This is a genomic window from Tsukamurella ocularis (genome assembly GCF_965138335.1).
Taxonomy (GTDB): domain Bacteria; phylum Actinomycetota; class Actinomycetes; order Mycobacteriales; family Mycobacteriaceae; genus Tsukamurella; species Tsukamurella ocularis_A.
On sequence record NZ_CBCSDV010000012.1, the window covers coordinates 98,419 to 123,708 of the forward strand.

Sequence of the window (25,290 nt, forward strand, 5' to 3'; positions counted from 1 at the left end):
ATCGACTTCCGTGCACAGGGTCTCCTCGGTATTCCGTCCGACGGTGCCCGTCGGTCACCCGAGGTGCCCCCAAGGCCCCGAAGCCGCACTGGCTAGCGCAGCGCGCCGCAGTCAATGACAAATCCTCCTAATTTTCGAAACTCTTCAAGATTGTCGACTATCTTCATAGCGTGCCGACCGATGGAGGCGTCCGCCATAGAGGTGGTACGCGGAGGCACGGGCGAATAATGAAGGAGCTCATATGCGTTTGACACTGTTGGCAGGCAATGGGGCGCACCGTCACCCGCCGGCGAAGACAATCGGCACTTCAAGACCCGACCACTGTCACCTGGCACGGAATCCGATACTGGTGCGCGGATCCGCGCTCCGAGCGCGCGTAGTCGGCGTCGATACGGCGGGGAACTAGCGTGGGCGCCACACGGAAACCCCTAATTCCCGATGTCGGTACGGACCTCGGCCGTCGTCGGTTCCTGCGCGGGGCCCTGGCTGGGGGCGCTGCGCTGACCGCGGCCGGCGCCCTGGCTGCATGCGATCCGAGCGAGAGGCGTACGCCCGTGTCCGCATCCCCGACTCCGTCGCCGTCAATTGAGGGAGCCAAGTTCTCACTCGTACTGCTCGGCACTAAGGCCGGGCCGCCTCCGGCAGCTGACCGGGCAGGGATCTCTACGGCTCTTCTCGTGGACGGCAAGGTTTACCTTGTCGACTGCGGGCGTAGCTCAGTGACCCAGTTCAAGCGCGCGGGCCTGCAGTACCGCGAGTTGGCTGGGATCTTTCTCACTCATCTGCATGCCGATCACGTCGCTGATTACTACAACTTCTTCCTGATGGCGGGCACCACCGGAGAAAGGAACGGTGATGTGACTCCGACCGGCCTACCGGTGTACGGCCCCGGGTCGGCGGGAGAGCTTCCTGCGGCTCTCGGCGGACGGAAGGTGCCCACCGTGGCGCCGACCAATCCCGTCCCGGGTACACGTGTGATGACGGAGAAGCTCCACGAGGCATTCGCATACACGAGCAATATCTTCCTGCGCGATGCCGGCTTCCGCGATCCACGGGACCTACCTGATGTCCGCGAGATCGGAATCCCTGAAGATGTCGGCGCGAGATGGGATAACACCGCGCCCGACATGCGTCCTTTCACAGTCATGGAGGACGATCGGGTCAAGGTCACCGCGACATTAGTACCGCACGGCCCGGTCTTTCCAGCGTTCGCGTTCCGCTTCGATACGGACCACGGATCAGTCACATTCTCCGGCGACACAAGGCGGTCCGAGAACCTGATCCGGATGGCGAAGGGCTCCGACATCCTCGTGCATGAGGCCCTGCGCATCCCGCAGGACGCGGGATTGACCAGCGACGTGGTCGACCACCACCGCAAGTCGCACGTCTTTGTCGACGAGGTCGGCCCCATCGCACAGAGCGCAGAAGTTCCGTCCTTGGTGCTTTCACACATCGAGGAGACCGGTGGTCGCACGATCGACGCTTCGGTGTGGACGAAGGAGGCGCAGCGCGGATACGACGGCACCGTGACAGTGGGGACGGACCTGATGGCCATAGGTAACACGGGGCGGTAATGCGCCGCGGACTGCTGCACGAACAGGTGACATCTGATCCGGCTCACCCCGGAGGGCGCGAGCCGGGAAAGGTTCTACCCGCTCGTGAAGGAGCTCGCCGCCGACGGCGTGCACCGCGCCCCCTCGCAGCCGATCGCAATCGGGTCGCGGCCCACGTCGCGGCGTTCGTCCCCACGATCTCGATCGGTACCGCGATCCCGCTCGGCGCCAGTGGCCCTGTCGCGGCGCGGTTCCGCGCGATCAGCCTGCCGATCCGCGAACCGCGTCCGCGTACTCGACGGTGACGGGGGCGTGGTCCGACCAGCGCAGGTTGTAGGCCTCGGCGCGCTCGACCCGCGCGGACACCGCCCGCTTCGCCAGCGCATTGTTGGCGATCTGCAGGTCGATGCGCCAGCCGGAGTCGTTGTCGAAGGCCTTGCCGCGCCAGGACCACCATGCGTAAGGGCCGGGCTCGCCCGGGTGCAGCTCGCGCACGACGTCCTTGAAGGCGCGCCCCTCGCCGATGTACTCGCTCATCCAGGCCCGCTCCTCGGGCAGGAAGCCCGAGTTCTTGACGTTGCCCTTCCAGTTCTTGATGTCCAGCTCGGTGTGACCGATGTTCCAGTCGCCGCACACCAGCACCTCGCGCCGCCGCCGGCCCAGCTTCGCCAGGTGGGCGCCGAACTCGGCGCGGAAGCGGTCCTTCTCGTCCTGCCGCTCCGTGCCCACGTCGCCCGACGGGAGGTACAGCGAGCCCACGGTGAGCCCGTCGAAATCGGCCTCGAGGTAGCGGCCGGTGTGGTCGAACTCCTCGCTGCCGAAGCCGACGCGCACCGCGTCCGCCTCGCGCCGCGAGAGCACGGCGACGCCGTTGCGGCCCGCGGTCGAGGACTCGGCGGCCGCCAGGTGCCATCCCTCCTCGAGGGCGGGCGCGAGCGCCGTGACCGTCTGCTTGTGGGTGGCGCGCACCTCCTGCAGGAGCACCACCTCCGCCTTCGTCGCGCGGAGCCAGGGCAGCATGCCGAGGTTCTCCTCCGAGCGCTGCTTCACCGCGGCGCGGATGCCGTTGACGTTGATCGACGTGATGATCACGCGAGCGCCTCCACGGTCAGGCCGGCCGCGGCCCAGGCGGAGCGCACCGGGGCCACGTCGGCATCGTCGGACACGGACAGGAGCACCTGCACCGCGCGGTCGGCGAGCACTGCGACGAAGGTCGCGAGGGAGTCCGGTTCGTCGGCGAGCACCTGCTCGGCCTGGGCGATGCCCAGCACCACGAGGGCGGGGCCGCCGAACTGGTCGAGATCGCCCAGGCTGTCGGCGAGGGCGTCCCAATTGGCACCGAAGTCGAGCGGGAACTGCAGCGCGGCCGAGACCTCGTCGAGCAGCGCGGACTTGGTGCGCATCCGGCTACCGCGGGCCACGATGACGCGCGGCCGCTCCCGGCGCTTGAGGGCGTCCAGGTCGGTACCGGTCAGCGCGGCGCCGGTGCCGGAGGTGAGGAACTGCGGGAGGGTGCTCATCGGATCCTCGTGAAGGTCTCGTAGTGGTCCAGGGTGTACCAGGCGCCGCCGTCGGCCCCGGTGATGATGCGCTCGGCGTCGCGGCCGCGGCCGGACTTCTTCACGTTGACGTCCCACTCCGTGTACTTCGCGCGCTTGCCCTGCTTATCGGTCGCGGGCAGGCGCCGCTCGAAGTTCCCGAAGTTGCGGCCGCCCTGCGTGCCGGAGCCGTCCTTCGGGGGCCAGGTACCCGCATCGATCCGGGCGAGTGTCGCGAGGACGCGCTCCGGTGCGTTCGACGACCGCACGGCCCCCGGCGTTCCGGCGACGGAGGTCCCGGCGGCCGCGGAGGGCGCGGCGGGCTTCGGTGTGGCCGTGGGGCCGGCGGTCGACGAGCCGCACGCCACGAGCCCGAAGACGGTGAGCAGCGCGATCGCGCACAGGGCGAGAATCCTTCGCATAGCCCAAGACCCTACCGAGGAGCACCGACAGGTTCGGAAGTCCGCCGGGCGAGCAGCATGCCGACGCCGAAGACGACCAGGCCGGCCAGCGCCAGCGCGCTGCCCGCCAGCGCGGGCGCGGTGTACCCGCCGCCCGCACTGATGACGGCACCGCCGAGCAGTGCGCCGAGCGCGTTGGCGATGTTGAGCGCGGAGTGGTTGAGCGTGGCGGCCAGGGTCTGGGCCTCGCCCGCGACGTCCATCAGGCGGGTCTGCAGCGCGGGCACGAGCGCCGAGGCGGTGAGGCCGATGAGGAAGAAGAGCGTGACCGCGGCGAAGGGCTGGGGCGCGAACACCGAGAACAGCGCCTGCAGCACGACCAGCGCCGCGAGCGCCACCGCGATCGAGCGGGTCACCGAGCCGTCGGCCGCCCGCCCGCCCACCGCGTTGCCGATCACCATTCCCACGCCGTACGCGGCGAGCACGGCAGGCACCGACGCCGCGCTCAGGCCCGACACCGAGGTCAGCGTGGTGGAGATGTACGTGTAGACCGCGAACATGCCGCCGAAGCCCACGACGCCGGTGAGCAGCGCGAACCACACCTGCGGGCGGGCCAGCGCACCCAGCTCGGTGAGCGGGTTCGTCACGGGGATCTGCACCGCCGGGAGGAAGGCCAGCAGCGCCGCGACCGTGACGGCGCCGATCACCACGACCACGCCCATCGCGGAGCGCCAGCTCACGGCGGTCCCGAGCCAGGTCACCAGCGGCACACCGATCACGTTCGCGACCGAGAGCCCCATCAGCACCTGCCCCACCGCTCGGCCCCGCTCCGCCGGGCCGGCGAGATGAGCCGCGACCAGGGCGGCGACGCCGAAGAAGGCGCCGTGCGGCAGTCCGGCGATGAAGCGCGCCGCCATCAGGGTGCCGTAGGTCGGTGCGAAGACCGACAGGGCGTTGCCGACGGTGAAGGCGATCATCAACGCGATCAGCAGGGCCCGGCGGGGCACTCGCGCGAAGGCCGCGGCGATGAGCGGCGCCCCGACCACGACGCCCAGTGCGTACGCCGAGATCACGTGGCCCGCCACGGGCTCGGTGACCTCGAGATCGGCGGCGATGTCGGGCAGCAACCCCATCGCGGCGAATTCGGTGGTGCCGATGCCGAAGCCACCGAGCGCCATGGCGCCGATCGCGAGTCTTGTCCGGGCAGAAGATTCCACGTAACGGTGTAACACCACGCCCTCATCCGCGCTTCCCGCCCGCACCTGTGACCTCGTTCACGGCCGGTGCGGTCCGTTATGCTGCTGGTAGAGGTCATGAGTGTCAGCGCGCAGCCCCGGCTTGCTGGCCGGCAACCCTCCGCCGCGGTGGGGTGCCCCGGGTGATGACCCGGTTTCCCGGCGGTCCCCGTCGGGTGGCAAGCGCGAGGAGGGTTCGGTGACCATCAGCACCCGCACGGGCCGGCCCGTCGACAGTCCGGCCGATGACTGGGCCCGGGTTCCCGACGGTGCGCTGCAGGCGGTTCCGCTCGGCCCCCTGGTCCTCGAGTCCGGCGAGATCCTCGACGACGTGACGATGACCTTCCAGCGTTGGGGCACCCCCAACGCGGCTCGCGACAACGTCGTGGTGACACTCCACGCGCTGACCGGCGATTCGCACGTCACCGGCCCGGCGGACGCCGAGCACCGCTCCGCGGGCTGGTGGGACGGGCTGATCGGCCCCGGCGCCGCGGTCGACACCGACGAGTGGTGCGTCGTCTCCGCGAACGTCCTGGGCGGCTGCTCGGGCTCGACGGGGCCCGCGTCGATCGCGCCGGACGGCCGGCCCTACGGCTCCCGGTTCCCGGTGATCACCGTCCGCGACCAGGTGGAGGCCGAGGCCGCCCTGCTGCGGGCCCTCGACGTGCACGACATCGCATCGGTCGTCGGCGGATCCATGGGCGGCGCACGGGCGCTCGAGTGGGCCCTGATGTACGGCGACTTCCTTCGTTCGGCGCTGGTCCTCGCCGTCGGCGCCCGAGCCACCGCCGACCAGATCGGTACGCAGACAACGCAGATCGCCGCGATCAAGGCGGATCCGCACTGGCAGGGCGGCGATTACCACGACAGCGGAGTCCACCCGGATGCGGGGCTGGGCGTCGCCCGCCGGATCGCGCACCTGACCTATCGCACCGAGATCGAGTTGGACAGCAGGTTCGAGAACCGGCCGCAGGGCGAGGAGGATCCGCGCGCGGGCGGTCGGTACGCCGTGACCTCGTACCTCGACCACCAGGCGGACAAGCTGGTGAACCGGTTCGACGCCGGCAGCTACGTGGTGCTCACCGACGTCCTCAATCATCACGACGTGGGCCGCGGCCGCGGCGGGGTCGAAGCCGCCCTGCGCAGCTGCCGGGTCCCGATCGTGGTGGGCGGCATCGATTCCGACCGCCTCTACCCGCTGCGCCTGCAGCGCGAGCTCGCGGCCCTACTGCCCGGCAGCGGAGATCCGGTGATCGTGCACTCGCGCGACGGGCACGACGGCTTCCTCACCGAGATGGACGCCGTCGACGCCCTGCTCCGGCGCACGCTCGAGTTCGCGCGCCGCTGACCGTCCTCGCCGCCGCGCCCGTCAGGGCGCCGGTTCGGTCACCGTCGGCGCCGCGGGGTCGGCCGTCGGCTCGCCCGGAACCACCTCCGTCGACGTCGGATCCGATTGCACCGCTCCGGTGTTCACCGGGGTCGAGCTCGAACCGGTTGCACCCTGCGCGCTCCCGGTTCCGGGAGCGACGAGGCCGTTCCCCGGCGTGGGCCGAGGCGATTCCGGGGTGCCGGGGGACGTGCCGTCGGTCGGGGTTCCCGGAACCGTGGTCCCGGACGGAGTACCCGTCGGGATGGTCGGGAGGATCGTGGTGGGCAACGTGCCGGTCGCCGACGTCGGCGGGACGGTCGGCGTCGGGGTGACCGGGGGCCGGGTCGTCGTGGGCGCCACCGGCGGCGGCGGCGCGAAGGTCGTCATCGTCGGCGTGACGACGTCCCCGCCCCCCGGCTCGGGCGCCACCGTCGTCGGCACGATCGGCTTCTCCGGCGGGAGCGTCGACGTCACCGTCGAGATCCGCTCCCGGGTGGTCGATGTCGCATCCTCGGAGGTCACCGAGTCGGACGACGTCGGAACCACCTCCTCCGTGCTGCGCGCGGCCGGGCCGATGATGCCGGTCGCGTACCCCGTCGCCAGCACCGCGCCGGTGAGCGCGGCGACCACGAGGAGCGGCAGGATCGCCGCGGTGAGCCGGACGCTGTGCCCGCCCAGGACGCCGATGCCGCTGTCGACCAACGACGACGGCGCGGTCCCCGCGACCCGGCGATCGGCCGCGATGAGCGCGGCGCCGGACGCCGTGATGGTCTCGGGCTCCTCGACCAGGACGGGCTCGATTCCGGCATCCCGCGCAATAGCGGAGACCGCCTCGCGCACACCGGCGTTCAGCGCGCCGGTACCGATGACGGCCAGCGCCTGCGGCGCGGCGGGCGAACCGGCGACGGCCGAGCGCACCAGCGCGGCCACGTGATCGGCCGGGGCGGCCCGGTCACCGTCGACGACGACGGCGCGGGTGCGACGCTCCGCGGTGACCGCGCCGTCCCGGACGGTGTACAGGCGCGTGCCGTCCACGCCGAGATCGGCGACGAGGGCGGTGTCGTACCGCGCGATGGAGCCGCGCTCACCGAGGCCGCGCAGGACCGCGTCCGCATCGCGGACGATGCCGGCGGCGCGGACCCCGCCGCGCGCGCCCAGGCGGACGGAGAGGAGGTCGCGCCGCGAGCGCACGGCCACCCCGGAGGCGTCGACATCGCGCTCCGCGTGGCTCGCCAGCAGGTCGAAGCCTGAGGAGAGCAGGTTGCCGCGGCGCCCCAGCCGGTACGGGCCGGGATCGATGGTGCGGGCCTGACGATCGACGACGTGGCCGTCCTCGATGTCGAGGAGCACGCAGTGCACGGGCCCCGAGCCCACGGATGCGCCGAAGGACGAGATCCTCATGGCACCTCCGATCGGGTCTCGTGCCGAGCCGTTATCTCACCACATCGTACCCGATGCCGAAACGTTACATACAGGAATAGAAATTTAACATTTCAAGTATGCGGGTTGCGCTAGGTGTCGAGCGAGCTGATCCCCCACGAGACGAAGAGGATCGCGGCGGCGGCCAGCGCCAGCACCGTGACGTCGAACCACCGGCTGCGCACGCGCAGCAGGCCTTGCCGCCGTTCTGGCAGGAAGGCGCGCAGGAGAGCCCCCAGGCCCGTTCCCGCGCCGAAGACGAACAGGCCGCGGCGCCAGTACTCCAGCCCCACCAGCACCATGCCGGTGGTGAGCACCCCGACGACGGCCACGTATCCCGCGTTCGCGATCACCGCGCGCACCATCCTGGCGCGCCGGTACTGCTCGACCGCGGGTTCGGTCACTCGGCCCCGTCCGAACGCGCGAGGTCGCGCTCCGCGGCGTCGATCACGTTCCCCAGGAGGAAGGCCCGGGTCAGGGGTCCGACGCCGCCGGGGTTCGGGGAGAGATGCCCGGCGACCTCGGCGACGCCGGGGTCCACGTCGCCGCGCAGGCCATCGGCGGTGCGGCTCACGCCGACGTCGAGCACGGCGGCGCCGGGCTTGACCATGTCGGCGGTGATGAGACCGGGAACGCCCGCGGCGGCGATCACGATGTCGGCGCGCCGCACCTCCGCGGCCAGGTCGCGGGTACCGGTGTGGCACAGGGTGACCGTGGCGTTCTCGGAGCGGCGCGTGAGGAGCAGGCCGATCGGGCGGCCGACCGTGACGCCGCGCCCGACGACCACCACGTGCGCCCCGTCGAGCGGGACCTCGTAGCGGCGCAGCAGGTGGACGATGCCGTGCGGCGTGCACGGGAGCGGCCCGGCGGCGCCGAGCACGAGCCGGCCCAGGTTGGTCGGGTGCAGGCCGTCGGCGTCCTTCGCCGGGTCGATCCGCTCGAGGATCGCGTTCTCGTCGATGTGCTTCGGGAGCGGTAGCTGCACGATGTAGCCGGTGCAGGCGGGGTCCGCGTTGAGCTCGTCGATCACGGCCTCGAGATCGGCCTGCGTGATCTGCGCCGGCAGATCGCGGCGGATCGACTCGATGCCGACCTTCGCGCAGTCGGCGTGCTTGCCCTTGACGTACGAGTGCGAGCCCGGGTCGTCCCCGACGAGCACGGTGCCGAGCCCGGGCACGACCCCGCGGGCCCGCAGCGCGGTCACGCGCGCACGGAAGCTCTCGAAGAGTTCGTCGCGGGTCTTCTTACCGTCCAGTACGAGCGCCGTCACGGTGCGATCCTATCGTCCTGCGGTCAGCGCGCCGATTCCACCGTTTCGAGTCGCCTTCTTTCGCGATCCAACAGATACTGATCCCATGACACATCAGAGTCCCCTCCAGCAGGACATCCAGCAGGGCGTCAAATCGACGTGGCAGGCCATCCTGGCCCTCGGCGTCCTCTCCATCGTGCTCGGCGTCATCATCGCGGTGTGGCCCGGCCCCACCACGCTGGTCGTCGGCATCCTGTTCGGCATCTTCCTCCTCCTGACCGGCGCCTTCCAGGTGATCGCCGGCCTGCTCGGCGAGACGCAGCACCGCGTGCTGACCGTGATCAGCGGCGCGCTCGCCCTCGTCCTCGGCGTCTCCTGCTTCCGTGACGACGTCGTCAATTCGGTGGCGATCCTCGGTATCTGGATCGGCGTCAGCTGGATCTTCTCGGGCGTCACGTCGATCGTCATCGGCATCTCCGACAAGCAGCTCCCGAACCGCGTGTGGGTCGTGCTCCTCGGCCTGATCAGCCTGGCCGGCGGCGCGGTGCTCATCGCGTACCCGTTCTCGGTCGAGGTGCTCGTGCTGGTGGCCGGCATCTGGGCCGTCGCCATCGGCATCGTGCAGGTCATCTCGGCCTTCCAGCTGCGGAGCACCGCCAAGCAGGTGCAGCAGCGCGTCACCGACCTGGTCGGCTGACCGCCCCTCCTCCCCCGAGTGCGGGACACGGGTGACAGGATCGTCACCCGTGTTCCGCATTCTGTTCTTCGAGCCCCGGATCGCCCCCAACACGGGCAACGCGATCCGTATCGCCGCCGTCACCGGATGCGAGCTGCACCTGGTCGAGCCGCTGGGATTCGATCTGTCCGAGCCCAAGCTCCGCCGCGCCGGCCTGGACTACCACGACCTCGCGCACGTCAGCGTGCACGCCGACCTGGACGCCGCGTGGGCGGCGCTGGAGCCGCGCACCGTCTACGCCTACACGGCACACGCGACCCGCCACCATCACGAGGTCGCCTACTCCCCCGGCGACGTCCTCCTCTTCGGCCCCGAGCCCACGGGGCTCCCGCCCGAGGTCCTCGCGGACCCGCGCATCACCGAGGCGCTGCGCATCCCCATGCTCGCCGGCCGCCGCTCCCTCAACCTGGCCAACAGCGCCGCGATCGTCGCCTACGAGGCGTGGCGGCAGAACGGCTTCGACGGGGCCGTCTGACGGCGCCGGACCGTCCGGCGCCGCCCCACGGGGCTAGCCGGTCGGCGGGTTGTAACCGGTCTGGCTGTTGAGGATCGGCCGGAGCTTCGCGGTCTTCTCCGGCGTCCAGCCGGGCGGCTCCAGGATCGCGGCCCAGGAGTCCGCCGCGGCCTTGACGTAGCTGTGCCCGTGGCCGTCCGGGACGTTCACCGCCACCGCCATATCGGCCGAGACCTGGAGGAAGGTCACGATCGGCACCCAGGACACCGAGGACAGCACGTCGATCCCGCGCTCCTCGCGCAGCCAGTCGGGCTTGCTGAGGGCGAGGTCGGGGGTCCACCGCCCGATCGGATCCGAGGCGTGCTGGAGGTACACCACGCGGGGGCCGTTCCACGGGCCGGACGGCTTCCCGAGGTCCTCCGCGCGGGCGGCGAACCGGACTGCTGCGCCGTCCTGGTAGACGGGGAGCCACTCCGGCGAGCCGGCGTCGCGCTGCTGCGTCAGTCGCACCCACATCTCGTTGTTGAACGTCGGCCCGGAGAAGAGCGCACCGTCGGTGCGGGCGAGCAGGTTGTTGAGCGAGAGGAACGGGGCCTCGCCTCCGAAGGAGCCGAGGCTCTCGCCGAAGACCACGAGCTTGGGTCGCTGCCCCTCGGGGAGTGCCTTGACCCGCTTGTCGACGGCCTCGAAGAGGGCCTGGCCCGCGTCGAGCGCGTTCTGCTTGTCGACGAGGAAGGACAGCCAGCTCGGCAGGTACGAGTACTGCATGCTGACGATCGCCGTGTCGCCGTTGTACATGTACTCGAGAGCGCCCGCCTCGGCCTCGTTCACCCAGCCGGTGCCGGTGGTCATCGCGACGGCGACCACCTTGCGGCGCAGGCCACCGGTGCGCTCCAACTCCTGCGCGGTCTTCTCCGCGATGGCCTTGTACCGGTTGGGATCGTCGGAGTCGACGGAGCCGAGGCCCGCATAGGTGCGGATCGGCTCCATCGCGGGGGCGCCGTTGAAGGCGGTGAGATGCTCGACGGTCTGCGCGTTGGAGACGAAGACGCGCCCCTGCTTGCCCAGCGAGGACCACTCGACGATCGATCCCGGGCCACCCGAGCGGAAGGCGCTCGTGGGCGCGGGGCGGTCGTTGCCGCCCTCCCGGTTGACCTTGGAGAACGCGGTGTTCATCGCGTCCATCGCGCCGCGCACGACGACGCCGTTGATGATGCCGACCGACAGGAAGAGGACGAGGCCGACCGCGACGACCGCCGCGACCCGGGGCGGGCAGTAACTGCCGAGCTTGCCGGCGATCCACCGCACCAGCGTGCGCACGCCCTTGCCGACCTCGACGAAGACGTAGAGGAGCACGATCGACAGCACGCCGATCTCCAGGTAGTCGACGAAGCGCAGGTACTCGACGTCCATCAGGTCGCGCAGCCGGGTCTGCCAGGCGTCGAAGAACAGCACCATGCCGGTCGTGCCGACGACGCCGATGCCCAGCAACCACCACCACGCCTTGCGGGGCGCGGGCGGGGTCGAGTCCTGGGAGCGCATGAACCGGACGAGCCATACGCCGAAGACCCCGAACATGTAGCCGAGCGCGCCGGAACCACCGCTGACCAGGCTCTGGAACAGCGGCCCGCGCGGCAGCAGCGACGGGGTCAGGGAGAGCCAGAGGAAGACCAGTCCGACGGCGGTGCCGGTGAAGGTGTAGCGGTGCGACCACCACTCGCGGGCCCGGTCGAGGAGTGCGGGCGCGCCGGGCTCGCGGTCGCCGGGTCCGCCCGCCGCCTCCCCGCGCTGCGCCGGATCGTCGGCCCTCGCATCGACCTCGGCCGCCTTCGTACCGGTCTCGGCGTTCGTGCCGGTCCCGGCTGTCGCATCGGTCTCGGCGGCCGCGGGCTCGAGCTCGTCGTTCATCCGACCTCCTGGATATGAGTGATGCGCGTCATCATGCCCCTTCCGCGCCGGATGCGCCCGCAAAGACGGCGGGCTCGCAGCCCGGCGCGTGGTCGGTGGTGCGGCGAACGCCCCGACCACCCCGTTCCCGCGATCACCTACGGCGCCGGCGGCGCGGTCCATATCATCGAGGGCGACGGCGGGGCACACAGTCGCCGGCCGTCGGAAGAGTACGTCGTCAGTCCCACGAAGACCGGTGGTAGCACAACATGTTCAATACAGTCCTGGTGGCGAACCGCGGCGAGATCGCGATCCGCGGATTCCGCGCGGCCGTCGAGAGCGGCGCGCGGACGGTGGCCGTGTACCCGTACGAGGATCGGAACTCCCCGCACCGCCAGAAGGCGGACGAGGCGTATCAGATCGGGGTGGAGGGGCATCCGGTCCGCGCGTACCTGAGCGTGGACGAGATCATCCGGATCGCGGTGAAGGCCGGGGCGGACGCGGTCTATCCGGGCTACGGATTCCTCTCGGAGAACCCGGATCTGGCGGCGGCGTGCGCGGAACGCGGTATCACCTTCGTCGGGCCGCCGACGGAGGTGCTCGAGCTGACGGGCAACAAGGCGCGGGCGATCGCTGCGGCCAGGGAGGCCGGCCTGCCGGTCCTGACGTCGACGGCGCCGTCGTCGGACGTCGACGAGTTGCTCGCCGCGGCGCAGGACATGCACTTCCCCGTCTTCGTCAAGGCCGTCGCGGGCGGCGGCGGCCGCGGTATGCGGCGCGTCGCCGAGATCGCCGATCTGCGGGATGCGATCGAGATCGCTTCGCGGGAGGCCGAATCGGCGTTCGGTGATCCGACGGTGTTCCTGGAGGAGGCGGTGATCGACCCGCGGCACATCGAGGTGCAGATCCTGGCGGACGGCGCGGGCAACGTGATCCATCTGTTCGAGCGGGACTGCTCGCTGCAGCGGCGGCACCAGAAGGTCATCGAGATGGCGCCCGCGCCGAACATCTCGGCGGAGCTGCGTGAGCGCCTGTGCGCCGATGCCGTGAAGTTCGCCACGGCGATCGGTTACAGCTGCGCGGGCACCGTCGAGTTCCTGGTGAATCCCGAGGGGCGCCACGTCTTCATCGAGATGAACCCGCGGATCCAGGTGGAGCACACGGTGACCGAGGAGGTCACCGATGTGGACCTGGTCGCCGCGCAGCTCAAGGTCGCGTCGGGCTCCACGCTGCCCGAGCTGGGGCTGACCCAGGACGCGATCCGGCTCAACGGAGCGGCGCTGCAGTGCCGCATCACCACCGAGGACCCGACGGACGGCTTCCGTCCCGACACCGGCCGGGTGTCGGCGTACCGCACCCCCGGCGGTGCGGGCATCCGCCTGGACGGCGGTACCTCGGTGGGCGCGGAGATCAGCCCGCACTTCGATTCGATGCTGGTCAAGCTGACCACCCGGGGGCGCGACCGGGAGACGGCGATCGTCCGGGCCCGGCGCGCCCTGGCGGAGTTCCGCATCCGCGGTGTCGCCACCAACATCCCGTACCTGCAGGCGGTCCTGTCCGATCCGGCGTTCGTGGCGGGGGAGGTGACGACGTCCTTCATCGAGCAGCGTCCGGAGTTGCTCACGGCGCGCGGCTCGCAGGACACGGCGTCGAAGATCCTGCGCTACCTGGCGGACGTCACCGTGAACAAGCCGCACGGCACCCGGCCGACCAAGGTGTACGCGAACGACAAACTGCCGACGGTCGACCTGAACACCCCCGCCCCGGAGGGCTCGCAGCAGCGCCTCGAGCGCCTGGGCCCGGCCGGCTTCGCCGCGGATCTGCGCGCGCAGACCGCGCTCGCGGTCACCGACACCACCTTCCGCGATGCGCACCAGTCGCTCCTGGCGACCCGCGTGCGCACCTCCGCGCTCGCCACCATCGCGCCGTACGAGGCCCGCCTGACACCGCAGTTGCTGTCGGTGGAGGCGTGGGGCGGCGCGACCTACGACGTGGCGCTGCGGTTCCTGCACGAGGATCCGTGGGAGCGGCTCGCCACGCTGCACGCGGCGATGCCCAACATCTGCCTGCAGATGCTGCTGCGCGGCCGGAACACCGTGGGGTACACCCCGTACCCGCAACAGGTCACGGACTCCTTCGTCGCCGAGGCGGCCGCCACCGGCGTGGGGATCTTCCGGATCTTCGACGCGCTCAACGACGTCGAGCAGATGCGGCCCGCGATCGAGGCCGTGCTCGCCACGAACACGGCGGTCGCGGAGGGCGCGCTCTCCTACACCGGCGACCTCGCGAACCCCGACGAGAGCCTGTACACCCTCGACTACTACCTCGGCGTCGCCGAGCGGATCGTCAAGGCGGGCGCACACATCCTGGCGATCAAGGACATGGCCGGGCTGTTGCGGCCCGCCGCCGCGGCCACCCTGGTGACCGCGCTGCGCAAGGAGTTCGACCTCCCGGTGCACGTGCACACCCACGACACCCCCGGCGGTCAGCTCGCCACCTACCTCGCCGCCTGGACCGCGGGCGCCGACGCCGTCGACGGTGCCGCCGCCCCGCTGTCCGGCACCACCAGCCAGCCCTCGCTGTCGTCGATCGTCGCCGCCACCGCGCACACCGACCGCGACACCGGGATCGACCTCGACGCCGTCTGCTCGCTCGAGCCCTACTGGGAGGCGGTGCGCGGCGCGTACGCGCCCTTCGAATCCGGCCTCAAGGCCCCGACGGGACGCGTCTACCACCACGAGATCCCCGGCGGGCAGCTGTCGAACCTGCGCCAGCAGGCCGGCGCACTGGGCCTGGCGGAGCGCTTCGAGGACATCGAGAACGCCTACGCCGCAGCCGATCGCATGCTCGGCCGCCTGGTGAAGGTCACCCCGTCGTCGAAGGTCGTGGGTGACCTCGCCCTGGCCCTCGTCGGCACCGGCGTCTCCCCCGACGACTTCGCCGCCGATCCCGGCCGCTACGACATCCCCGACTCGGTGATCGGCTTCCTCCGCGGCGAGCTCGGCACCCCGCCCGGCGGCTGGCCCGAGCCGCTGCGCACCCGCGCGCTGGAGGGCCGCGCGGAGGCCGCGCCGATGAGCGACGTCCCCGCCGACGAGGCCGCCGAACTCGCGGGCACGTCCGAGCAGCGCCGCGCGGCACTGAGCCGCCTGCTGTTCCCCGGCCCGATGCGTGAGTTCACCGATCACCTGGCCGAATTCGGCGACGTCTCCAAGCTCTCGACGAACCAGTTCCTCTACGGCCTGCGGCAGGGCGAGGAGCACCGCGTGCAGCTGGCCACCGGCGTCGAGCTGCTGATCAAGCTCGAAGGCGTCGGCGAACCCGACGAGCACGGCAACCGCACGCTGGTCTGCACCCTCAACGGCCAACTGCGCACCGTCTCCGTGCGGGACCGCGCCGTGCAGGCCGAGGTGCCCGCCGCCGAGCGCGCCGACCGGACGAACCCGGGACACGTCGCCGCCCCCTTCGCGGGCGTCGTCACGCCCACGGTGCACGCCGGATCCACCGTCGAGGTCGGCGACCAGATCGCCACCATCGAGGCCATGAAGATGGAGGCCGCCATCACCGCCCCCGTCGCCGGCACCGTCACCCGGGTCGCCCTCGCCGGGGCCACCCAGGTCGACGGCGGCGACCTCGTCGCGGTCATCGAGGGCTGACGCCGCGGTCGCGCCGGGCTCAGTCGTCGACGGAGAACCGCTTGAGGCGGCTGGTCTGCCCCGCGACCAGCCGCACCCGGGACTTCGGCACACCGAGGTGGGCGGCGAGCAGCGCGACCGCCGCCTTGTTCGCCTTCCCCTCGGTGGCCGGCTCGCGCACGAAGAGAGTGAGCGCGCCGGCACCGTCGACCTCCACCGCGGGGCCCTTGCGACTCCCCGGCTTGATCGTGCAGGTCACGGTGCGCGGGCTCATCGCTCCATGATCGCAGGTTCACTACTGAGTACAGTGGATTCATGGGGTTGAGGAAGGTGGGACTCATCGTCGCCGCGGCGATCGCCGCGATCGTGGTGCTCGCGGGCGGTGTGGTGTGGCTGTCGGCCGCGTACGAAACGCCGCTGTTCCGGCACCTGCCCGCGGAGCTGAGGCCGCGCGTCTACCCGGCGGTCGATACGACCGGGCTCGATCCCGCCCGCGTGCGGATCCTCGAGGACGTGCGCCGCGAGTTCGACGCGAACCGCCCCGGCACGTACTACTCCGAGGGCGTCGAGGAGCCCTGGTGCGCCGATTTCGTCTCGACGGTGCTCCGTGATTCCGGCCTCCCGCTGCACAACCCGAACTCCGGAACGTGGCGCATCCCCGGCGTGTACACCCTCACCGAGTACTTCCAGAAGGCCGGGAGGTTCGAGTCCGCCACGGCGTACCGCCCGCAACCCGGCGACGTGGTGCTCTACACGCCGGAGCACCCGACGATGCGCCAGCACACCAACTTCGTGGTCGCGGTGTCGGGCGAGACGGTCACCACCGTCGGCGGCAACCAGGCGGGCGGCATCAGCGCGTGGTCGTATCGTCTCACCGACACGTTCGGGCTGGCCGGCTACGGGGTACCCGCGCGATGACGGTGCTCGACGCGCTGCGCGCCCGGATCGCCTCGGGCAGCCTGCCCGGGAATCGCTCCGACGGGCTGCGGATCGCCGTGTGCATCGAGGGCGGCGGCTCGCGCTCGGCCTACTCCGCGGGCATGGCGATGGCCGTCGACGAGCTCGGCCTCCTCCCCGCGGTGGACGCGGTCTACGGCACCTCCGGCGGCGGACTCAACGCGGCGTGGCTCGTCTCCGGCGAGGGCCGCCGGTGGTTGCCGTCGTGGGGCTGGGACGATGTCCTCGCCGAACGGGTGGTGCACCCGCGCCGGGTGCTGCGCGGCGGCGTGGTCGTCGATACGCGACATCTCGTGGAGCGGGTCTACTCCGACGTCACGCCGATGAACTTCGCCGCCATCCTCGCCAGCCCGATCACGCTGCACCCCTTGGCGGTCGACGCGCACACGCGCCGCGTCGCCGACCTCGCGCCGCACGTCACCGACGCCGCGACCCTGCGCACCGCGCTGCGCGCGACCACCGCCCTGCCCCTGCTCGCCGGTCCGCCCGTACGGCTCGCGGGCCGGGAGTTCCTCGACGGCGGCCTCGCCGAGAAGGTGCCACTCGCCACCCCGATCGAACAGGGCGCCACGCACCTGCTGGTGCTGCGCACCGTCGAGGCGGACGCGGCACCCCGGTCCTCGCGCGCCGAGCAGTGGGTCCTGGACGCCTACTTCACCGCCCGCCGGGCCGCGCCCGCACCGGAGCCCGTGGTGCCGGGCCACGCCGAGGTGCTGCAGGTGTGGGTCCCGCCCGGGAGCCCCGCCGTCGGCCGGCTCTCGAACGACGGTCCGCTGATCTCCCGCGCCGTCGAGATCGGCCGGGACGCGGCGCACCGCGCGCTCGCCGGCTGACGCTCGCCGGGTAGCGCTCGCCGACGCCGTGAATCCACGGCGGGCGGAGCGGGTCAGGTCTCGGCGACCGTGCCCTGGTGGAACAGCACGGCCCAGCGGTTCTCCCGGCGACGCCACACGGTGAGCCGACGAGTGATGCGCTCGCCCTGCGTCAGCGTGTAGGTGAGCAGGTAGACGGAGGCGCCCGTCGCCCGGACCTGGAACTCACTGGTCTCCCAGTCGGATTCGTCCGGTGGCGAGGTCAGCCGCTGCTCCATCACCGCGCGGACGTGGGCGCGGCTGTACCGGCGCCCCGAGGCCCCGACCTCCCAGAAGTCGGCCGCGACCGCGTCGTCGAACGCGGCGAGCGAATCCCAGGAAGAGCCGTGGAAGACGGGCTCGCGGCGGCGGAGGTCCTCGAGCACCTCGCGCAGCTCGGGCGCGGTGGTCCGGTCCGGTTCGTCGGCCTCCTCCATCACTTGCCTAAGGCTACCCTCACTGCCAATCACGGGATCGGGAGGGCACCGACAGGTCCATGCGCTGCAGCCGGTCGGCGACGACGGTGACCGCACCCTCCGCGTTCTGCAGCTTCCCCCGGACCAGTAGCGCGGGCGCCGACTGCGCCAGCCGCCGGTAGCGCGCCCACAGTCCTTGACTGCACACCACGTTCACCATTCCGGTCTCGTCCTCGAGGTTGATGAAGGTGACGCCGCCCGCAGTCGCCGGCCGCTGCCGATGCGTGACGGCCCCGCCGACCAGCACGCGGTCCCCGTCGGGCAATCCGAGCAGGCGGTCGGCGGGCACGACGCCGAGCCGGTCGAGGGCGGGCCGGAGGAACTCCGTGGGGTACTTGCCGACGGTGACCGACGTGGCCCACACGTCCGCGGCCGCGAGTTCCGTCTCGCTCATGCCCGGCAGGGCGGGCGGCGCGCCCGCGGTGGCCGTGCCCGGCAGCCTGTCCGGGCGCTCCCGCGCGGCGGCGCCGGCCTCCCACAGCGCCTGCCGACGGTCCCGGCCGAAGCAGTCCAGCGCGCCGGAGGTGGCGAGCGCCTCCGACTGCGCGACCGTGAGCTCGACGCGGCCCGTGAGATCGGTGAGCCCCGTGTAGGCGCCGTGCGCGTCCCGCTCGCCGACGATGCGCTCGGCGAGGTCGTCACCGATGGTGCGGATCGCGGCCAGCCCGAGCCGCACCTCCGTGCCGGCGTTCTCCAGGTCCGCCCAGGGGAGGCTGCGGTTCACGCACGGCCCGTGCACGGTGACGCCGTGCCGCCGCGCGTCGGCGACGAGCGACTGCGGCGAGTAAAAGCCCATGGGCTGGGCCCGCAGCAGCGCCGCGCAGAAGGCCGCCGGGTGGTAGAGCTTGAACCACGAGGAGTAGAAGACCAGCGACGCGAACGACTGCGAATGACTCTCGGGGAAACCGAAGTTGGCGAACGCGGCGAGCTTCTCGAAGATCCGGTCGGCCACCTCGCCCTCGATGCCGTGCCGGTGCCGCGCACCGTCGTAGAAGCGCTGCCGCAGCTGTTCCATCTTCTCGGTGGAGCGCTTCGATCCCATGGCGCGGCGCAGCTGGTCGGCCTCCGACGGGGAGAAGCCGGCCACGTCGGTCGCGAGCTGCATGAGCTGCTCCTGGAAGAGCGGCACGCCCAGGGTGCGATCGAGCGCCTTCGCCATCGACGGGTGCTCGACGGTGGGCTCCTCGAGCCCGTTCCGACGACGGATGTACGGGTGCACGGAGCCGCCCTGGATGGGGCCGGGGCGGATGAGTGCCACCTCGACGACCAGGTCGTAGAAGTTCCGCGGTTTCAGGCGCGGCAACGTGGCCATCTGGGCGCGGGACTCCACCTGGAAGACGCCCACCGAGTCGGCACGGCAGAGCATCTCGTAGACGCGTTCGTCGGTGAGATCGAGCTGCGCGAAGTCCACATCGATGCCCTTGTGCTCGGCGAGGAGGTCCTTCGCGTAGTGCAGCGCGCTGAGCATGCCGAGGCCCAGCAGGTCGAACTTCACCAGCCCCGCGGCCGCGCAGTCGTCCTTGTCCCACTGCAGCACGCTGCGGTCCTCCATGCGGGCCCACTCCGTGGGGCAGACGTCCGCGATCGGGCGGTCGCAGATCACCATGCCGCCGGAGTGGATGCCCAGGTGCCGCGGCAGGTCGGCGATCTGCGCGGCCAACTCGACCACCCGTTCCGGGATCCCCTCGGGCACCGGGTCGTTCCGCCATCCCCAGCTGGAGATCTGTTTGCTCCAGGCGTCCTGCTGCCCCTGCGAGTAGCCGAGCGCACGGGCGGTGTCGCGCACCGCGGATCGACCGCGGTAGGTGATGACGTTCGCGACCTGCGCGGCGTACTCGCGGCCGTACTTCCGGTAGACGAACTGGATCGCCTCCTCGCGACGGTCGGATTCGATGTCGACGTCGATATCGGGCGGACCGTCGCGCTCGGGGGCGAGGAAGCGCTCGAACAGCAGCTGGTTGCGCACCGGGTCCACCGCGGTGATCCCGAGCGCGAAGCAGACGGCGGAGTTGGCGGCGCTGCCGCGCCCCTGGCACAGGATGTCGTTCTCGCGGCAGAAGGTCACGATGCTGTGCACGATGAGGAAGTAGCCGGGGAAGGTGAGCGTCTCGATGACGTTCAGCTCGTGCTCGATCTGCCGGTACGCCTGCGGATTCCGCTCCGGCGGCCCGTAGCGCTCGAGCGCGCCGCGCCGGGTCAGCTCGCGCAGCCAGGTGGCCTCGGTGTGGCCCGACGGGACGTCGAAGGGCGGCAGGTTCGGCGCGATCAGCTTGAGGCTGAAGGCGCACTCGGCACCGAGCTCGGCCGCGGCGGCGATGGCACCGGGGTGCTCGGGGAGCAGGAGCGCCATCTCGTCGCCGGAGCGCAGGTGCGCGCCGCCCGCGGCGGGGAGCCAACCGTCCAGTTCGTCGAGGCTGCGGCGGGCACGGATCGCCGCGAGCGTCGACGCCAGGCGCCGCTGCCCGGGCCGGGCGAAGTGCGCACCCGTGGTGGCGACGGTGCCCACCCCCATCCGGGCGGCCACGCCGGCCAGGAGGTGGTTGCGCTCGTCGTCCTCGGGCACGCCGTGGACGGTCAGCTCCATGCTGACGCGGCCCTCGCCGAACCGGTCGACGAGCTGCGCGAGGGCGGCGGCGGCACCGTCGGGCCCCCGGGCGGCGAGGCCGCGCCGGACCGCGCCCTTACGGCAGCCGGTGAGGATGTGCCAGTGGCCGCCCGCCCATTCGGCGAGGCGGTCCGGGTGGAAGCGCAGCAGCCCCTTCTCCCCCGCCTCCATGTGCGCCTCCGCCATGGCCCGCGAGAGGCGGCGGTAGCCCTCCTGGCCGCGGGCGAGCACGAGCAGGTGCTCGCCCGACGGGTCCTCGGCGCCGGTGCGCTCGGCGTCGTGCTCCAGGGACAGCTCCGCCCCGAAGACCGTGGGGACACCCAGCTCCAGCGCCGCCTCGGCGAACCGGACCACCCCGTAGAAGCCGTTGTGGTCGGTGACCGCCAGGGCCTTCAGGCCGAGCGCATGGGCCTGCTCGACCATCTCCTCCGGCAGCGCGGCGCCGTCGAGGAAGCTGAACGCGGTGTGCGCGTGCAGCTCCGCGTACGGCACGCGGGAGGCTCCGGGACCGCCGTCCGCCGGCGGGACGTAGGGCTCGCGCTTGCGGGACCAGGCCGGGGAATCGCCGCCGTCGCCCGGCGGCTCCTCCGCCCGGCGCACCGGGGCCCGCCCGGAGAGCACCCGCTCCATCTCCGACCAGCTCGGTCCGTTACTCCATCCCACGCCCCGATTCTACGCCCATATGTTCGATTGCTCCATCGCCATCGAACGTGCATGGAGCGAGACGTCCGGAACGAATCCGCCGCGGTGGCCCGAGCCGCGCGTCAGACCTCGCCGGCGAGGCCGGGGGTGACCTTGGAGAGCGCGACCCGCAACGCGGTGACGTCGCGCGCGGAAAGATGGTCGAACACCAGGCGGCGCACCTCCTCGACGTGGCCGCGGGCGGCACCGTCGAGCGCCGCGAAGCCCTCGTCGGTGAGTTCGGCGTAGGCGGAGCGCCCCTCCGCGCGGCGCACCAGCCAACCGCGCTCACCGAGCTTGCGTAGCACGTGCGACAGGCGTGAGGGCGAGGAGTTGGCGGCCTCGGCGAGGGCCGACAGGCCGAGCGTGCGATCGGGCGCCTGCGAGAGCTGCGCGAGCACCATGAACTCGTAGTGGGTGATCCCGGCGTCGTTCCGCAGCTGCGTGTCCAGCTTGGCGGGTAGTCGCATCGCCACGTGGATGAGGGGCAGCCACGCCGCCATCTCCTCGTCGGACAACCACCGGGTGCTTCCCGAGTCCACCATCACACCCCCGAACATCACGTGGGGATCCAGTTTACCGGCTCCGCATTTCGGTGAACGGCGCCTCACCGAAGTGGGTACATTGACCGGTATGAGCAGTCCGAGCACGACGACGGGACCGACCTCCGACGCCGAGATCCCGGCCTACCTCGAGGCGCTCGGCATCCCCGGCCTCGCCGACATCCATGTGCACTTCCTGCCCCAGCCGATGCTGCTCAAGGTGTGGGACTTCTTCGACCGCGCGAGCACCGAGTACGGCCGCGAATGGCCGATCCGGTACCGCTTCGACGAGGACACCCGGCTGGAGCTGATCCGCGGCATGGGCGTGACGGCGATCCCCGCGCTCACCTACCCGCACAAGCCCGGCATGGCGGTGTGGCTCAACGAGTGGTGCGCCGAGTTCGCGCGCCGCGTGCCCGACGGCATCCACTGCGCCACGCTCTACCCCGAGCCCGGTGTGGGCGAGTACGTCGCGCAGGCCGTCGCCGACGGTGCGCGCCTGTTCAAGATGCACGTCCAGGTGGGTGTCTTCGCGCCTGACGATCCGCTGCTGGATCCCGCCTGGGAGGTGCTCTCGGCCGCGCGGATCCCCGTGGTGATCCATGCGGGCTCCGGCCCCGTCGAGGGTCCGTATACGGGGCCCGACCGCGTCGCCGAGGTGCTGCGCCGACACCCCGAGCTGACGCTGGTCATCGCGCACCTCGGCATGCCGGAGTACGACCGGTTCGCCGACCTCGCCGAGCGCTTCCCGAACGTGTACCTCGACACCACCATGGCGGCGACCGACTTCACCGAACGCACCGCGCCGATGCCGCCCGGCTACGTCGAGCGGCTCGGCGCGCTCGCCGACAAGGTGGTGCTGGGCAGCGACTTCCCCAACATCCCCTACGAGTACGCGCACCAGCTGTTCGGGCTCGCGCGGCTCGGCCTCGGCGACGAGTGGATGCGCAAGGTGCTGTGGCACAACGGTCGCGCCCTGCTGGAGCGCGCGGGCGCCTGAGCGCGGGCCGTACGATGGCCCTCATGCAGATCCGGCGCGCCGCGATGGCGCTGTTCGTCGCGGGGACGCTCGCGGCGTGCGGCGGCGCACCGTCGGCGCCCGAGACCCTCTCGCTCGACCGGTCCAAGACCGCCTTCGAGCAGGTGGGGATCGACGAGACCCGCGACGACGTGACCGCGCTGGTCGCCACCGCCACCCGCCTCGGCGCGCGGCTCGCCGCGGGCGACCCCCGGGCCGGGAGCACCGCCGTCTCCCCCTGGTCGATCCTGACCCTGTTGGGGATGCTCCGGGCCGGGGCGCGGGACGAGACCGCCGCGCAGCTCGACGGTGCCGGGCTCGGCGCCGCGAAGAACCTGCCGCGGGCGATGGCGGCCCTCACCGGGCAGGCCGCGCAGTGGGCCGGCGATCCCGGCACCGTGCCCACGGGCACCCCGCCCGCGACGCCGCTGTTCCAGTCGCAGGTCGCACTCCTGACGGCGAAGCAGCCCGAGGACCGGCGGGTGCGCTCCGAGTACCTGGACACGCTCGCCGCGGACTACGACACCGGCGTCTACCCCGTGGACTTCGGCCTCGGCGTGGGCGAGCCGCTGGGCGAGTGGGTGGCCGTGAACACCGGCAGCAGCCTCACCTCCGCGCCGCTGCGCACCGCCGCCGACACCCGCCTCGCCGCCGCGACCACCGCCTACCTCGCGGCCGCGTGGCGCTTCCCCTTCGACGCCGCCCGCACCCGGCCCGCGCCGTTCACCGCGGCCGACGGTGCCGTGCTCGACCCGCCGACCATGCGGGGCACGGTGCCCGCGCGGGTCGCCGCGGGCGAGGGCTTCACGGCGCTGCAGCTCGATTACGGCACCACACTCGCCCTGCAGATCGTGCTGCCCGGCCCCGGGATGCCGCTCGCCGACGCGGCGAGCGAGGGCCGGTTCACCGCGGCCCGGATCGCACTGTCGGGCGCACCGTCGACCCCGCACGAGGTGAGCCTGCCGAAGTGGCGCACCACCACCTGGACCGGCCTCGCGGATCCGCTCCGCGACGCGGGCCTGACGGCGCTGTTCGCCGGGCCCGGCCTCGACGGCGTGGCGCCGGGCTCGCCGTTCCTGGCCGACGCCCGCGCCGCCGCGGTGCTCACCGTGGGCGAGAAGGGCACCGCGTCCGACACCGCCACCGTGGCGCCGGCGCCCGAACCCGCGCCGGGCCCCGCCCCCTTCGTAGTGGACCGGGCCTTCGCTTACTCGGTGGTCGACACGGCGACGGGGATGCCCCTGATGATGGGGACGGTCAACCGGCCGGGCGCATAGCCCGCACCCCATCCGTTGGTATTGCAAATCCAAATTTCTTCCAGCGGTTATCTTTTCACTAAAGTCTAGACTTCACGTTAAGGTTGAGGCATGACCTCGAAGCTGACCCGCCCGCTCCGCGCGGCGGCCCGTTCGGCGTGGGCCCTCACGGGCACCGCGCTGCTCGCCGTGCTGATCGCGCTCGTCGCGGGCGGCGCCACCTTCCTCATCGCCGCGGGGACCACTCCGCCCGCACCGGCCCAGGAGCGGGAGAACGCCGAGAACACGCGCGTCGCCCTCAAGGCCGCCGACGAGTCGCGCGCGCTCTTCGGCCTGCTGTCCAACGCGGTGGTCTCCGCCGGGAACGGGCTGAACACCTCGGCGAGCTCGGTGCCGCAGATCTTCGACAGCGTCGACACCGCCAAAACCGGTGCCGAGCAGCTGGTCTCGGGCCTCGACGAAGCCTCCTCGCTCTCGGCCGCACTGAACCAGGTGAACCGGGCGACCGCCACACTCGGCGGCGCGCTCGAGCGCACCCAGGGGCTGCAGCAGGTGGCGGCCGGAACCCGCGCGGCGCTCGTGGCCCTGCGCGGGCGACTGATCGAGCACCCCTCGCCCGGCTCGGCCGAGGCCGTCGCGCAACTCGACCGCGCGCTCGCGGGCTCGAAGGGCGTGGGCGCGCTCGACGACGTGGCCGGTATGCGCAGCACGCTCTCGACCATGACGAGCAGCCTGAGCAGCGCCTCCGCCAATGCCGACGCCTCGCTCACCTCCGCGCGCAGCGCCGCCCGGCAGCTGCGCGACGGACTGACCAAGCTGGCCTCCGCGCGCAAGGACGTCAACACCTCCGTCACCAACCTGACCACCGGTGTGGGACAGCTGAAGACGGCGCTCGGCGCCATCGACGGCCAACTCGCCCTCACCCAGACCCGGCTGCGGTCCGTGACCAACGCGCCCGCCCCGGCGCCCGATCCCGGCATCGCGCGCCCGCTCGCCTGGGCGCTCGTCGCGGGCGGCGCGGCGGGCACCGTCACCTATCTCGCGGCGCTCGCCGTCGCGCATCGGCTCCGCCGCCGGGAGGCGGTCGCAGCCGCGGCGCCGGAGGCTGTCGAAGCCGCGACCGCGGACCTGACCGAGTCCGCTGAGGACGCCGCCACCGAGGCCACCCCCGCCGAGGAGGTTCCCGCCGAGGGACACCACCGGGTTCTGCCGCCGGCCGACGAGACCTCCGACGAGGCCGCGGAGGACGCTCTCGCGGATCCCGTCGGCGAACCCGCCCCCGAGAGCTCCGAGGGCACGGCGCTCACGCCCGGGAAGCGGGCGAAGCACCGTCGCAACCGGTTCCGTCCCGCCCCGGCGGACGACACCAATCCGTACCTCTCGGTGGCCTTCTCCGGCAGCGCGGGCTGACCCGCCGGCCGCGACGCC

Annotated in this window: 22 protein-coding genes and 1 riboswitch; of the genes, 10 read left to right on the forward strand and 12 right to left on the reverse strand. The window is 71.9% G+C overall.

Annotated elements, in window-relative coordinates; genetic code table 11:
- The first annotated feature begins 554 nt into the window (after positions 1–554).
- A complete protein-coding gene (locus tag ACNAYW_RS12915) occupies positions 555–1,574 on the forward strand; it encodes an MBL fold metallo-hydrolase (RefSeq protein ID WP_415850095.1) in 1,020 nt (339 codons plus the stop codon).
- A 240-nt stretch (positions 1,575–1,814) separates the two neighbouring features.
- On the opposite strand, the gene ACNAYW_RS12920 is transcribed toward ACNAYW_RS12915, so the two are convergent.
- From ACNAYW_RS12920 to ACNAYW_RS12935, 4 genes are read right to left on the reverse strand one after another with little or no spacing between them, the layout of a single operon-like run.
- The gene (locus ACNAYW_RS12920; RefSeq protein WP_415850096.1) at positions 1,815–2,645 is read right to left on the reverse strand and encodes an exodeoxyribonuclease III; all 831 of its coding nucleotides are present in this window, start codon (positions 2,643–2,645) and stop codon (positions 1,815–1,817) included.
- Complete coding sequence (locus tag ACNAYW_RS12925; RefSeq protein WP_415850097.1) at positions 2,642–3,073, reverse strand: barstar family protein; 432 nt, start codon at positions 3,071–3,073, stop codon at positions 2,642–2,644. The genes ACNAYW_RS12920 and ACNAYW_RS12925 overlap by 4 nt, the downstream gene beginning before the upstream one ends.
- Positions 3,070–3,513, reverse strand: coding sequence for a guanyl-specific ribonuclease (locus ACNAYW_RS12930; protein WP_415850098.1), 444 nt, complete (start codon positions 3,511–3,513; stop codon positions 3,070–3,072). Before ACNAYW_RS12930 ends, ACNAYW_RS12925 begins: the two co-directional genes overlap by 4 nt.
- An 11-nt stretch (positions 3,514–3,524) precedes the next feature.
- Positions 3,525–4,670 (reverse strand): MFS transporter, encoded by a 1,146-nt coding sequence (locus ACNAYW_RS12935; RefSeq protein ID WP_415850099.1) that lies wholly within the window; start codon positions 4,668–4,670, stop codon positions 3,525–3,527.
- Between the two features lie 131 nt (positions 4,671–4,801).
- Positions 4,802–4,919: riboswitch (SAM riboswitch) on the forward strand.
- Between the two features lie 13 nt (positions 4,920–4,932).
- Between ACNAYW_RS12935 and metX the strand changes: the two genes are divergently transcribed.
- The gene (metX, locus tag ACNAYW_RS12940) at positions 4,933–6,075 is read left to right on the forward strand and encodes a homoserine O-acetyltransferase MetX (protein WP_415850125.1); all 1,143 of its coding nucleotides are present in this window, start codon (positions 4,933–4,935) and stop codon (positions 6,073–6,075) included.
- 21 nt (positions 6,076–6,096) lie between these two features.
- On the opposite strand, the gene ACNAYW_RS12945 is transcribed toward metX, so the two are convergent.
- From ACNAYW_RS12945 to ACNAYW_RS12955, 3 genes are all read right to left on the reverse strand, one after another.
- The gene (locus tag ACNAYW_RS12945; protein ID WP_415850100.1) at positions 6,097–7,497 is read right to left on the reverse strand and encodes a hypothetical protein; all 1,401 of its coding nucleotides are present in this window, start codon (positions 7,495–7,497) and stop codon (positions 6,097–6,099) included.
- A gap of 110 nt (positions 7,498–7,607) precedes the next feature.
- Entirely contained in the window at positions 7,608–7,919 is a 312-nt protein-coding gene (locus ACNAYW_RS12950; protein ID WP_415850101.1) for a DUF3017 domain-containing protein, read from the reverse strand.
- On the reverse strand, positions 7,916–8,785 hold the full coding sequence (locus tag ACNAYW_RS12955) for a bifunctional methylenetetrahydrofolate dehydrogenase/methenyltetrahydrofolate cyclohydrolase (protein ID WP_415850102.1): 870 nt from the start codon (positions 8,783–8,785) through the stop codon (positions 7,916–7,918). Before ACNAYW_RS12955 ends, ACNAYW_RS12950 begins: the two co-directional genes overlap by 4 nt.
- An 85-nt stretch (positions 8,786–8,870) precedes the next feature.
- On the opposite strand from ACNAYW_RS12955, the gene ACNAYW_RS12960 reads away from it, so the two are divergent.
- Positions 8,871–9,461 carry an HdeD family acid-resistance protein gene (locus ACNAYW_RS12960; RefSeq protein WP_415850103.1) on the forward strand — a complete coding sequence of 197 codons (591 nt, stop codon included), beginning with the start codon at positions 8,871–8,873 and terminating at the stop codon, positions 9,459–9,461.
- Between the two features lie 49 nt (positions 9,462–9,510).
- Positions 9,511–9,975 (forward strand): tRNA (cytidine(34)-2'-O)-methyltransferase, encoded by a 465-nt coding sequence (locus tag ACNAYW_RS12965; RefSeq protein ID WP_415850104.1) that lies wholly within the window; start codon positions 9,511–9,513, stop codon positions 9,973–9,975.
- 33 nt (positions 9,976–10,008) lie between these two features.
- Here ACNAYW_RS12965 and ACNAYW_RS12970 read toward each other — a convergent pair whose 3' ends face one another.
- Positions 10,009–11,862 (reverse strand): alpha/beta hydrolase, encoded by a 1,854-nt coding sequence (locus ACNAYW_RS12970; RefSeq protein WP_415850105.1) that lies wholly within the window; start codon positions 11,860–11,862, stop codon positions 10,009–10,011.
- 248 nt (positions 11,863–12,110) lie between these two features.
- Between ACNAYW_RS12970 and ACNAYW_RS12975 the strand changes: the two genes are divergently transcribed.
- The gene (locus ACNAYW_RS12975; protein ID WP_415850106.1) at positions 12,111–15,497 is read left to right on the forward strand and encodes a pyruvate carboxylase; all 3,387 of its coding nucleotides are present in this window, start codon (positions 12,111–12,113) and stop codon (positions 15,495–15,497) included.
- Between the two features lie 19 nt (positions 15,498–15,516).
- Here the strand turns inward: ACNAYW_RS12975 and ACNAYW_RS12980 are convergent, their stop codons facing one another.
- The gene (locus ACNAYW_RS12980; RefSeq protein ID WP_415850107.1) at positions 15,517–15,750 is read right to left on the reverse strand and encodes a DUF167 domain-containing protein; all 234 of its coding nucleotides are present in this window, start codon (positions 15,748–15,750) and stop codon (positions 15,517–15,519) included.
- 41 nt (positions 15,751–15,791) lie between these two features.
- On the opposite strand from ACNAYW_RS12980, the gene ACNAYW_RS12985 reads away from it, so the two are divergent.
- Positions 15,792–16,394: a CHAP domain-containing protein gene (locus ACNAYW_RS12985; protein ID WP_415850108.1), complete on the forward strand. Its 603-nt coding sequence runs from the start codon at positions 15,792–15,794 to the stop codon at positions 16,392–16,394.
- Positions 16,391–17,266 carry a patatin-like phospholipase family protein gene (locus ACNAYW_RS12990; RefSeq protein ID WP_415850109.1) on the forward strand — a complete coding sequence of 292 codons (876 nt, stop codon included), beginning with the start codon at positions 16,391–16,393 and terminating at the stop codon, positions 17,264–17,266. The genes ACNAYW_RS12985 and ACNAYW_RS12990 overlap by 4 nt, the downstream gene beginning before the upstream one ends.
- 53 nt (positions 17,267–17,319) lie before the next feature.
- Here the strand turns inward: ACNAYW_RS12990 and ACNAYW_RS12995 are convergent, their stop codons facing one another.
- The 3 genes from ACNAYW_RS12995 to ACNAYW_RS13005 form a co-directional block, all read right to left on the reverse strand.
- Positions 17,320–17,721, reverse strand: a complete 402-nt coding sequence (locus ACNAYW_RS12995; RefSeq protein ID WP_415850126.1) for a DUF4440 domain-containing protein — start codon at positions 17,719–17,721, stop codon at positions 17,320–17,322.
- Positions 17,722–17,740: 19 nt separating this feature from the next.
- A complete protein-coding gene (locus ACNAYW_RS13000) occupies positions 17,741–21,028 on the reverse strand; it encodes an error-prone DNA polymerase (protein WP_415850110.1) in 3,288 nt (1,095 codons plus the stop codon).
- A 101-nt stretch (positions 21,029–21,129) separates the two neighbouring features.
- Positions 21,130–21,606 (reverse strand): MarR family winged helix-turn-helix transcriptional regulator, encoded by a 477-nt coding sequence (locus tag ACNAYW_RS13005; RefSeq protein ID WP_415850111.1) that lies wholly within the window; start codon positions 21,604–21,606, stop codon positions 21,130–21,132.
- Between the two features lie 73 nt (positions 21,607–21,679).
- Between ACNAYW_RS13005 and ACNAYW_RS13010 the strand changes: the two genes are divergently transcribed.
- From ACNAYW_RS13010 to ACNAYW_RS13020, 3 genes are all read left to right on the forward strand, one after another.
- Positions 21,680–22,588, forward strand: a complete 909-nt coding sequence (locus ACNAYW_RS13010; protein ID WP_415850112.1) for an amidohydrolase family protein — start codon at positions 21,680–21,682, stop codon at positions 22,586–22,588.
- Positions 22,589–22,611: 23 nt separating this feature from the next.
- The gene (locus ACNAYW_RS13015) at positions 22,612–23,883 is read left to right on the forward strand and encodes a serpin family protein (RefSeq protein WP_415850113.1); all 1,272 of its coding nucleotides are present in this window, start codon (positions 22,612–22,614) and stop codon (positions 23,881–23,883) included.
- Positions 23,884–23,973: 90 nt separating this feature from the next.
- A complete protein-coding gene (locus ACNAYW_RS13020; protein ID WP_415850114.1) occupies positions 23,974–25,272 on the forward strand; it encodes a hypothetical protein in 1,299 nt (432 codons plus the stop codon).
- The last annotated feature ends 18 nt before the right edge of the window (positions 25,273–25,290 follow it).

What these genes read in the sequence shown, in the direction of transcription:
- ACNAYW_RS12925 (WP_415850097.1), bottom strand. Translation starts at nt 3,073, where the DNA reads ATGAGCACCCTCCCGCAGTTCCTCACCTCCGGCACCGGCGCCGCGCTG.
- ACNAYW_RS12930 (WP_415850098.1), bottom strand. Translation starts at nt 3,513, where the DNA reads ATGCGAAGGATTCTCGCCCTGTGCGCGATCGCGCTGCTCACCGTCTTC.
- ACNAYW_RS12935 (WP_415850099.1), bottom strand. Translation starts at nt 4,670, where the DNA reads ATGGCGCTCGGTGGCTTCGGCATCGGCACCACCGAATTCGCCGCGATG.
- ACNAYW_RS12945 (WP_415850100.1), bottom strand. Translation starts at nt 7,497, where the DNA reads ATGAGGATCTCGTCCTTCGGCGCATCCGTGGGCTCGGGGCCCGTGCAC.
- ACNAYW_RS12960 (WP_415850103.1), top strand. Translation starts at nt 8,871, where the DNA reads ATGACACATCAGAGTCCCCTCCAGCAGGACATCCAGCAGGGCGTCAAA.
- ACNAYW_RS12970 (WP_415850105.1), bottom strand. Translation starts at nt 11,862, where the DNA reads ATGAACGACGAGCTCGAGCCCGCGGCCGCCGAGACCGATGCGACAGCC.
- ACNAYW_RS12975 (WP_415850106.1), top strand. Translation starts at nt 12,111, where the DNA reads ATGTTCAATACAGTCCTGGTGGCGAACCGCGGCGAGATCGCGATCCGC.
- ACNAYW_RS12980 (WP_415850107.1), bottom strand. Translation starts at nt 15,750, where the DNA reads ATGAGCCCGCGCACCGTGACCTGCACGATCAAGCCGGGGAGTCGCAAG.
- ACNAYW_RS12985 (WP_415850108.1), top strand. Translation starts at nt 15,792, where the DNA reads ATGGGGTTGAGGAAGGTGGGACTCATCGTCGCCGCGGCGATCGCCGCG.
- ACNAYW_RS12990 (WP_415850109.1), top strand. Translation starts at nt 16,391, where the DNA reads ATGACGGTGCTCGACGCGCTGCGCGCCCGGATCGCCTCGGGCAGCCTG.
- ACNAYW_RS12995 (WP_415850126.1), bottom strand. Translation starts at nt 17,721, where the DNA reads ATGGAGGAGGCCGACGAACCGGACCGGACCACCGCGCCCGAGCTGCGC.
- ACNAYW_RS13005 (WP_415850111.1), bottom strand. Translation starts at nt 21,606, where the DNA reads ATGTTCGGGGGTGTGATGGTGGACTCGGGAAGCACCCGGTGGTTGTCC.
- ACNAYW_RS13010 (WP_415850112.1), top strand. Translation starts at nt 21,680, where the DNA reads ATGAGCAGTCCGAGCACGACGACGGGACCGACCTCCGACGCCGAGATC.
- ACNAYW_RS13015 (WP_415850113.1), top strand. Translation starts at nt 22,612, where the DNA reads ATGCAGATCCGGCGCGCCGCGATGGCGCTGTTCGTCGCGGGGACGCTC.
- ACNAYW_RS13020 (WP_415850114.1), top strand. Translation starts at nt 23,974, where the DNA reads ATGACCTCGAAGCTGACCCGCCCGCTCCGCGCGGCGGCCCGTTCGGCG.